Source organism: Trichocoleus sp. AS-A1 (assembly GCF_039962015.1).
Taxonomy (GTDB): domain Bacteria; phylum Cyanobacteriota; class Cyanobacteriia; order Cyanobacteriales; family FACHB-T130; genus FACHB-T130.
Genome location: NZ_JAMPKG010000056.1, coordinates 18,707 through 27,575 on the forward strand (window position 1 = coordinate 18,707; position 8,869 = coordinate 27,575).

6 protein-coding genes are annotated in these 8,869 nt (G+C 46.3%); 4 read left to right on the plus strand and 2 right to left on the minus strand.

The annotated features are described in order from the left end of the window. Positions 1-4: 4 nt before the first annotated feature. Entirely contained in the window at positions 5-994 is a 990-nt protein-coding gene (locus NC994_RS25855; protein ID WP_190432305.1) for a diguanylate cyclase, read from the minus strand. Between the two features lie 620 nt (positions 995-1,614). Next, the gene (locus NC994_RS25860; RefSeq protein ID WP_190411340.1) at positions 1,615-1,818 is read right to left on the minus strand and encodes a heavy-metal-associated domain-containing protein; all 204 of its coding nucleotides are present in this window, start codon (positions 1,816-1,818) and stop codon (positions 1,615-1,617) included. 702 nt (positions 1,819-2,520) lie between these two features. Here NC994_RS25860 and alaS point away from each other — a divergent pair. The 4 genes from alaS to NC994_RS25880 all read left to right on the plus strand — a co-directional run bounded on the left by alaS (position 2,521) and on the right by NC994_RS25880 (position 8,481). Further along, complete coding sequence (gene alaS / locus NC994_RS25865; RefSeq protein WP_190432307.1) at positions 2,521-5,166, plus strand: alanine--tRNA ligase; 2,646 nt, start codon at positions 2,521-2,523, stop codon at positions 5,164-5,166. Positions 5,167-5,776: 610 nt separating this feature from the next. After that, positions 5,777-7,519 (plus strand): adenylate/guanylate cyclase domain-containing protein, encoded by a 1,743-nt coding sequence (locus NC994_RS25870; RefSeq protein ID WP_190432310.1) that lies wholly within the window; start codon positions 5,777-5,779, stop codon positions 7,517-7,519. Positions 7,520-7,562: 43 nt separating this feature from the next. Further along, positions 7,563-7,823 (plus strand): hypothetical protein, encoded by a 261-nt coding sequence (locus NC994_RS25875; RefSeq protein ID WP_190411337.1) that lies wholly within the window; start codon positions 7,563-7,565, stop codon positions 7,821-7,823. Between the two features lie 289 nt (positions 7,824-8,112). Continuing rightward, on the plus strand, positions 8,113-8,481 hold the full coding sequence (locus NC994_RS25880; protein ID WP_190432312.1) for a VanZ family protein: 369 nt from the start codon (positions 8,113-8,115) through the stop codon (positions 8,479-8,481). Positions 8,482-8,869 lie beyond the last annotated feature (388 nt).

Sequence of the window (8,869 nt, forward strand, 5' to 3'; positions counted from 1 at the left end):
GCAATTATTCACTAACAACTCGATTGCGACCATCAGATTTGGCTTGCAGAAGGTTTTGGTCAGCACGTTGTAGCAAGTTTACTCCTTTAATATCGTCCGTCGCATTCAGGGTGCCTGTCCCCAAACTGATCGTAATTGTGAGTGACAGAGTGGGATTAATTCTGAAGGGTTGTTCGCAGATCAGGCGACACAGACGGTGGGCTACCACTGGAGCCTCTTGAACATCTGTGTGGCTGAGAATTACAACAAATTCCTCGCCCCCGTAGCGGAAGAGAGTGTCTTGAAATCGCAGGTTGTGTTGCAGACGAGCGGAGAGTAGTTGCAGGACGCGATCGCCGATCAGATGCCCGTAGGTGTCATTAATAGACTTGAAATAGTCTACATCTAGCATTACCAAACTCAGCGGAATTGAGCGACTCCGAGCATTTTGAATCTGTCGGGGCAATTCCCATTCCAAGGCGCGACGATTATTCAGTTCCGTCAGCGGGTCAGATAGCGCCATTGTTGACAATAAATCATTGGTTCGCATCAATTGACGATAGTTTTGCACCTTGCGTAATCCCATCTGAATTTGCGCTGCCAGTAAGCGATCTTGCAACCCAATCTCCTCTTGTGCAAGGGCAGCACTCCTTCTTCTGACTGGGGCAATTTGCAAGTAAGCATCTGCCCCTTTTTCTAAAGCTTCTGCCATGAGTGCCAACTTCCGGTGTCGATCGGAAAGTGTTTGCTCGTGGGCAAGTTCCGGTCGGTCTTCTATCAAGATGCAGTAAATCCCCGCTAATTGGTTATGTTGTTTGAGCTGATAACAGAATTCCAAACTGCCCTCCAGACTTGCCTGCAAAATTAAGATATAGGGCAGTCGCTTTTCCAGCAGTGGGATGACTTCATCTAGCTGGGAGGCAGCTTCAACTGCGCCACCTACTAAAGCAGCAATTCGCGTCAGAAATGTTGCCAGAAATGCATCAGTTCCAACAACTAGAACAAAAGCATCCATTAGCGTAGGTATTCCGGAAGAATCAAGGCTCTTTCCTTGTTGACGAAACGTGAGAATTTCTACCACTAGAGTTTTTATGGAGCAACGAAGGAGACGAATGGATAGATGACCCTAGACTGGATGAGCGTGTAGATTGTGGGGCGAAGAAGCGATCGCTCTAGCGGATGCCGCTATACGAGGCTTCTGGCTGCTATGCCATTGAACCGGGTAGCACTACCAAACTCTAACCCGATCGTTGGCACCGACACACTCTGTTACATTCTCAGTTTGCTACAAGTATTAGAGATGGGTATTCCGTTGGCGGTAGAGAATTTTACAAAATCTTCATAAAACTGCCACACTACCCAAATGCTTGAACAACCTGCGAGCAGATTCTTCTTTATGCTGGCAGATAATCGGTATATGTTACCACTCTTGAGAAAGGAAGCGTAAAGCGAGCGATCGCATCCCCATTTGTCAAGAACAGAGGGATTCTCCTTTGGAGACGCTACGCGATCGCGCCTTTTTGCAGCCGATTCATCTGTGATTTCTTGATTCACTACGAAGTCAGTAACCAGACAAAAGCCAGTTAGATTATTACCTAACTGGCTCAAAATTAACCCTAGTAATGCAGAGTATGGTTATTGATAACCTTCAATCGTGTGACCTGCCGCCACGATTGCTTGTTTGATTGTTTCTTCCGAAGCTTGAGCTTCCACTGTCACCGTCTTGGCTTTTACATCCACGTCCACCTTGGCGTCGGGTTCCATCGTATGGATCGTGTCGGTAATCGTTTCTGCACAGCCATTACAGGCGATAGTGGGAACTTTTAGTTGAAGTGCCATAAATTCAATTCAAGTCAATTAAGTTTGCAAGTGTGCGATTCGAGAAGCCTTTATTTTACCGTTGACACAGTGTCGGATAAATCAGCCTGCTGAGCGATAATGCAGATTCGGCATTCTGGCGCGATCGCGTTAGTCTAGCGCTGACTTGTCAGTTCGCATCCTCGATAAAAATTCCCCTAAAAACATTTTTGGGCTTAGTCGAGTGCGACTAAGCCCGTTAGATCGAAAGGATTGGTTTTCTCAAAAAATGAACTTCAACAACTAGGGTGGACAAGTTTGGCAGCTTCACCTTTATCTTTAGTATTCCAGCATAGTCCCGTCTTCCCAGACTTTGGTTTGGCTTTGCACCAGCTTGGCTTTTTGCCCCTCCAGTGCTTTTTACCACTACAGTCTATGCTTGGTTGGTTCTTGCTGCACTCGGGTAACAGACCGGGGACACCGCGTCTATTTTTCCCATTCCGTTTTTCATCTGCCTCCTTGTTTTGCTAACTTCCTGGTGTCCACTATTAAATTAGCACCCCATTTTGGAGCAAAGTCCCCGATTTAACTAAACTTGACAAGTCTTTAAACACAGCAAATAAGCGTTAGTAAAGAGAAACAATTCCCCTGCCTTGCAATGCCTGAACGAGAAGGGCTACAACAAGGCATAAACAAATGTAAAAATAGATAAAGTTGACCGATACCAAGCCCTTGTAAATTCCCATGTCTTCTTCCTCCCAGTTCCTTAGCGGTAGCGAAATTCGGCAAAAATTCCTCGACTTCTATGCCCAGCGAGGACATCAAGTTTTGCCGAGTGCTTCCTTAGTGCCAGAAGATCCCACCGTACTGCTAACGATCGCCGGGATGCTGCCTTTTAAGCCGATATTTCTAGGACAGCGATCGCCTGAATTTCCCCGCGCCACCACTTCTCAAAAATGTATCCGCACCAACGATATTGAGAATGTCGGACGGACTGCCCGACATCACACGTTTTTTGAGATGTTGGGTAATTTCAGCTTTGGGGATTATTTCAAAGAACAAGCGATCGCGTGGGGTTGGGAACTGTCAACACAAGTTTTTGGTTTACCCCCAGAACGCCTTGTTGTCAGTGTCTTCCGGGAAGATGAGGAAGCTTATACGATTTGGCGAGATAAAATTGGCGTTCCCGAAGCCAGAATCCAACGCATGGGAGAAGCAGATAACTTCTGGGTATCTGGTCCCACTGGTCCTTGCGGTCCTTGTTCGGAAATTTACTATGATTTCCACCCAGAACGCGGTGATGACAAGATTGATTTAGAAGATGATACGCGGTTCATCGAGTTCTACAACCTGGTGTTCATGCAATACAACCGGGATGCACAAGGCAACCTAACGCCGCTGCAAAATAAGAACATCGACACGGGGATGGGACTAGAACGGATGGCGCAAATCCTCCAGCAGGTTCCCAACAATTACGAAACTGACCTGATTTTCCCGATCGTTAAAACTGCATCTGAAATCGCCGGAATTGATTACGCCAGCAGCGACGAGAAGACGAAAGTTTCCCTGAAGGTCATTGGGGATCACGTCCGTTCCGTCGTCCACATGATTGCCGATGAAATTCGCGCATCGAATATTGGGCGGGGGTATGTGCTGCGGCGCTTGATTCGGCGCGTGGTGCGTCACGGACGACTGATTGGCATTCAAGGGGAATTTACGCCGCAAGTGGCGGAGACTGCGATCGCGCTTTCCGAATCCGCTTATCCGATCGTCCGGGTTCGAGAAGCACAAATCAAAGCGGAACTGCAACGGGAAGAATCTCGCTTCCTCAAGACACTGGAACGAGGCGAGAAACTGTTGGACGAAATTATCCAACGGGTGAAACAGGAAGGCAAAACTCAAATTGGCGGACGAGACGCCTTTACTCTCTATGACACCTACGGCTTCCCTGTAGAACTTACTCAGGAAGTTGCAGAGGAAGAAGGCCTAACCGTAGACGAGTTAGGCTTCAATGCGGCAATGGAGGAACAGCAAACGCGATCGCAATCCGCCCACGAAACCATCGATCTCACCCTACAAGGTTCCCTAGATAAGCTAGCCGAACACATTCACAGCACCGAGTTTCTGGGTTATACTCAACCCTCCAGCCAATCGCAAGTAGAAGTGATTCTTGTAGAAGGCAAATCTGTCGAAGCGGCGGAAGCGGGAACACAAGTGCAGATTGTCCTGAATAAGACGCCATTCTACGCAGAATCGGGCGGACAAATTGGCGATCGCGGCTATATCTCCGGCGATTCCGTTTTGGTGCGAGTGGAAGACGTTAAGAAAGAATCCGATTTCTTCGTCCATTTCGGTCGTATCGAACGCGGTACGCTGCGGGTAGAAGATCCTGTAACTGCACAAATTGACTTGTCTTGTCGCCGCCGCGTGCAAGCGCATCATACAGCAACGCATCTGTTGCAAGCGGCATTGAAGAAATTTGTCGATGAGTCGATTACTCAGGCGGGTTCTTTGGTAGCCTTCGATCGGCTGCGATTTGACTTCAACTGTCCTCGTCCCGTGACATCACAAGAAGTACAACAAATCGAAGAGCAAATTAATACTTGGATCGCGGAAGCGCATCCCGCCGAAACCGAAATCCTGCCAATCGCGGAAGCCAAAGCGAAAGGCGCGATCGCCATGTTTGGCGAAAAATACGGCGATGAAGTGCGGGTACTGGATGTCCCCGGCGTTTCGATGGAATTGTGCGGCGGTACTCACGTTCACAACACTGCTGAAATTGGGCTATTTAAGATAGTCTCCGAGGCGGGTGTCGCCTCTGGAGTGCGGCGAATCGAAGCGATTGCAGGGCCAGCGGTTCTGGAATACTTGAATGTCCGGGAGAAAGTCGTTAAGGATTTGAGCGATCGCTTTAAAGTCAAACCCGAAGAACTTCCCGACAGAATTACTAACATCCAGAACGAATTAAAAGCATCCCAAAAGCAGCTAGAAACATTAAAGGCAGAACTCGCCTTCGCGAAATCTGACCAGTTACTCAGCACTGCTGAAACAGTGGGCGATTTCAAAATTTTAGTTGCCGAATTGGGCGATGTTGACGCCGAATCCCTAAAAAATGCGGCTGAAAGATTACTGCAAAAATTGGGGAATGGTGCCGTATTCTTGGCATCAATTCCCGAAGCAGATAAAGTAAGTTTGGTTGCACATTTTAGCCCGGAAGTCAACAAAAAAGGGTTGCAAGCTGGGAAATTCATTGGCGCGATCGCTAAAATCTGCGGCGGCGGCGGCGGCGGGCGTCCCAACTTAGCGCAAGCTGGCGGACGCGATCCCAGCAAGCTGAAAGAAGCCTTAGAAAGTGCTAGAACTCAGTTAAAGTCTGGTTTAGGCGAATAGAAAACAGCGATCGCGTCTTTGATTGAGGGGGATGCGATCGCTTCCTATGATTTTATTTTTGAAATTATTACGAACAGTTTTTAATTTATGACTGAAGCAACACAGCCATCTGCACTTCAACAAGCAATTGCAGCAGTTGAAGCTTTATCTTTAGAAGACCAGGAAATGCTTCTAAATATTTTTCATAAACGCCTAATTTAAAGTTGCCATCAATTAGTAGAACAAATTGCAGAACTACGGGATGAATACAAGCAGGGGATTGTAAGATTTGGTTTAGTATTAGAATTCTTGGCAGAGTTAGATGATTGAGAAATATCGGTTGGACTCCAAAATCTATTCGTGCTTGCAGGAGATTTTTAAATCTTAACTTTGTATATATGTAGCCTTCGACAGCGGACGACCCAATCTATTACCCAATCTATTACTAGATGGCAATCGCGATCGCAGCAAGCTAAACCAAGCCCTCTAAACAGCACGCACCCAGTTGCAATCAGCCTTGGGCGAGTCTTAAACGCACTCTTAATCTTTAATACTTAAATACTTGCTCAGATTTTGGGTACTTTAGGTGTAGCGTGTCAGTACCTGCATCGCTGACCGCTCATTCAGGGGCATGAAACTACGCGAAAAAACACTGCTGACGATTGGCGTTACCGTCGTAAGTTTGATAGGGGTTTTGTATGTCACCTCGTCAACCATCCTGCTGAGAGGCTTCGCCAAATTGTACGAACGGGAGGCTTACCGGAACGTTCAACGAGTTCAGGATGCCTTCTCTAACTACCTGAGTGAGTTCAGCGTTCTAAACGACCAATGGGCGATGTGGGATGACACCTATAACTTCATCAAGGATGGCAACCGCCGCTATATCGATCGCAATCTGAATGATATTTCCTTGCGATCGCTCAGATCCGACTTAATCCTATTTATCAATTCCTCTGGTCAGCTGGTTTTTAGTCAAAGCTTCAACCTGAAGCAGCGCAAAGCAATCCCCACTCCGAAGGGAATCCAGGCATACTTAGCGGCTAACACAAGCCTGCTAAAGAATTCTGAACGACTTGACCACTATGTTGGCATCGTTCTGTTGCCCCAAGGGCCAATGGCGATCGCAGCCAGACCAATTCTCACTAGCGAGGGTAAAGGGCCTAGTCGGGGAACGCTGATCTTAGGGCGTTACCTGAATACTGAAAAAATCAAGGCTTTGAGTGAGTTGACCCATTTGCCCATCAGTATGTACTTGGCAAGCGATCCGCAACTACCTCCCGACTTCAAATCGGTGCGTCCGGCTTTGTCCAAAATGCCCGATAAGTCTTCTTCGATTTTGGTGCGATCGCTCAGCAATGGCGGGATGGTGGGATATACCCTACTGCGGGACATTGACGGAAAACCCGTAATGCTGTTGCGAGTTGATATGCCCAAAGAATTTTATCAACAAAGCCAACTTCTTCTGACTTATCTGGTAGTGTCGCTGGGTATATCTACTTTGGTCGTGGGGATCGCGTTCACCGGAGCAACTTTATTTCTGTTAGAAAAATTGCTTCTGTCTCGGCTAGCTTATCTCAGTACGGAGGTTCGGAGCATTGGTACTAAAGGCGATCTGTCAATGCGCGTCTTAATCGCTGGCAGAGATGAATTGTCGATCCTGGCTCGTACAATTAACTGGATGTTAGAAGCTTTAGAGTCATCTTTAACAGAACTAAAAGCGGAGCAAAAGAAGGCGGAGAGACTGCTACACAATATTTTGCCCCAAGCGATCGCCGACCGATTAAAAAAAGAACAGGATACTATCATTGCCGATAACTTTGCCGAAGTAACGGTTCTATTTGCAGATATCGTTGGTTTTACTCAACTGGCTGCTCATACATCACCAGTAGAACTAGTCAACTTGCTCAACCAAATATTTTCTGCGTTTGACCAACTTGCGGAACAACATGGTTTGGAAAAGATTAAGACCATTGGCGACGCCTATATGGTGGTTGGCGGTTTACCTATCCTTCGCACGGATCATGCAGAAGCTATTGCCGAAATGGCGTTAGATATGCAAAAGGCAATTGACCGATTCAATGCAGTGAATGGCGAAGAGTTCAACATCCGAATTGGCATTAACACTGGCCCGGTTGTTGCTGGAGTCATTGGTTTGAAAAAGTTTATCTATGATTTATGGGGAGATACAGTTAATACCGCCAGTCGCATGGAATCCCACGGAGTCACAGGTTCTATTCAAGTTACCGCCGCCACTTACCAGCTTTTACAGGACAAATATCAATGGAAAGAGCGGGGTGCAATTCAGGTGAAAGGAAAGGGAGAAATGATGACTTATCTACTCATCGGCAGAAAAACAGAAAAACTGCTAGTGTGAGCTAGAAGTTTATAGATATCGCTGTTTAGAAAGGCAAAACTTTATGGGTCGCTTAAATCCTTACACGTTACAGATGCAGATTACCCGGATGTTCCAAGACGGGCAATCTATCTTCGCCCCAGTGAAGGTGCAGGATTGGCTGCGAGAGCGCAATCACGATCCAGCCGAATATGATATTCTCTTCCATCAGCAACCCGCGCCGCCGGGAGCCAAAGAAGCGATCGCTATTGATATTGAGTTGCGCCGCAAAGATGGACAGCCGGTCGATCCGTGGCTCCAACAAGAAGTCAACCGCCACGCTTAACGCTGTTTAATGCACTAACTTGTCAGCCAAATTTGTCAGCCAAAATGGATGGGTTGTAGAGACGCGGTTAAGCGCGTCTCTACTTGACCGCCTACCACCCTAAAAAATCTGTTTTAATGGACGTATTTGAAGAAGAATCTCCTTTAATTCCATAAACAAATCGCAGTATAGTTGTGTAATTTGTTATTAAATATAACCAGTTAAATTTATTGAAATTATTTTAATTGAAAGCAAACAGATTTTCTAAACTTACGCTGAGGGGTGACACGCGCCTCAGGGAGCAATGGGTATGAAATCAAATCAGCGTTGGGTTCTAGGTTTTATTCTTTATTTCGTAATTTTACTGACAATTTTTGTTTCTGCTTATTTAGGAATTGTGCCAGTCAAAATTTCTGCCATTCCTTTTTATGACACAATTGGACATTTCATTTTATTAGGGTTTGCCAGTTACTTAGGTCAGAAAGCTTTAGGGAACCGGGTGATTAATATTTGGTCTCGTTCCATAAGCCTACCACTATCACCAATTCTGATTAGTATCTTTGCCTTATTTGATGAGAGTCTGCAAGCCCTCTCACCGCTTCGTTCCTCCACCTTGTCCGATCTCGCTGCCAACCTAATCGGAATTTGGTTCTTTTACTGGCTAGCATCGTTAAAGTAGAGCCTGGGAATCGTTTTTTGGAGTTGGTTACATCCTGAGCATTTGGATTTACTAGAGATTGATGGCGTCGCCGATGCTACGATGATTCGGCGGCTTTCTAAACTCTTGGTGCGCGACGACTGGGCAGAAGTTATTAACATGAGCATGGGAGAACAGAGATTACTTCCCTTTTCACCGATCTCTATCTGAAGAAGTATTCACTTAAAGTAATTCAGTTTCTGTGTATCTACAGACTTAAGCCCAAGGGTTAATGACAGAAATTTCCTGTAGATATAGCGGTTCTCACATGAGAGGAATACACTCTGAGGTATCAGGAGCAACGTAGTAACAGCAATGAGTGAACCAGCCAATCATGTCTTTAATGGTGACTGAATTGAATGCTTCTGTA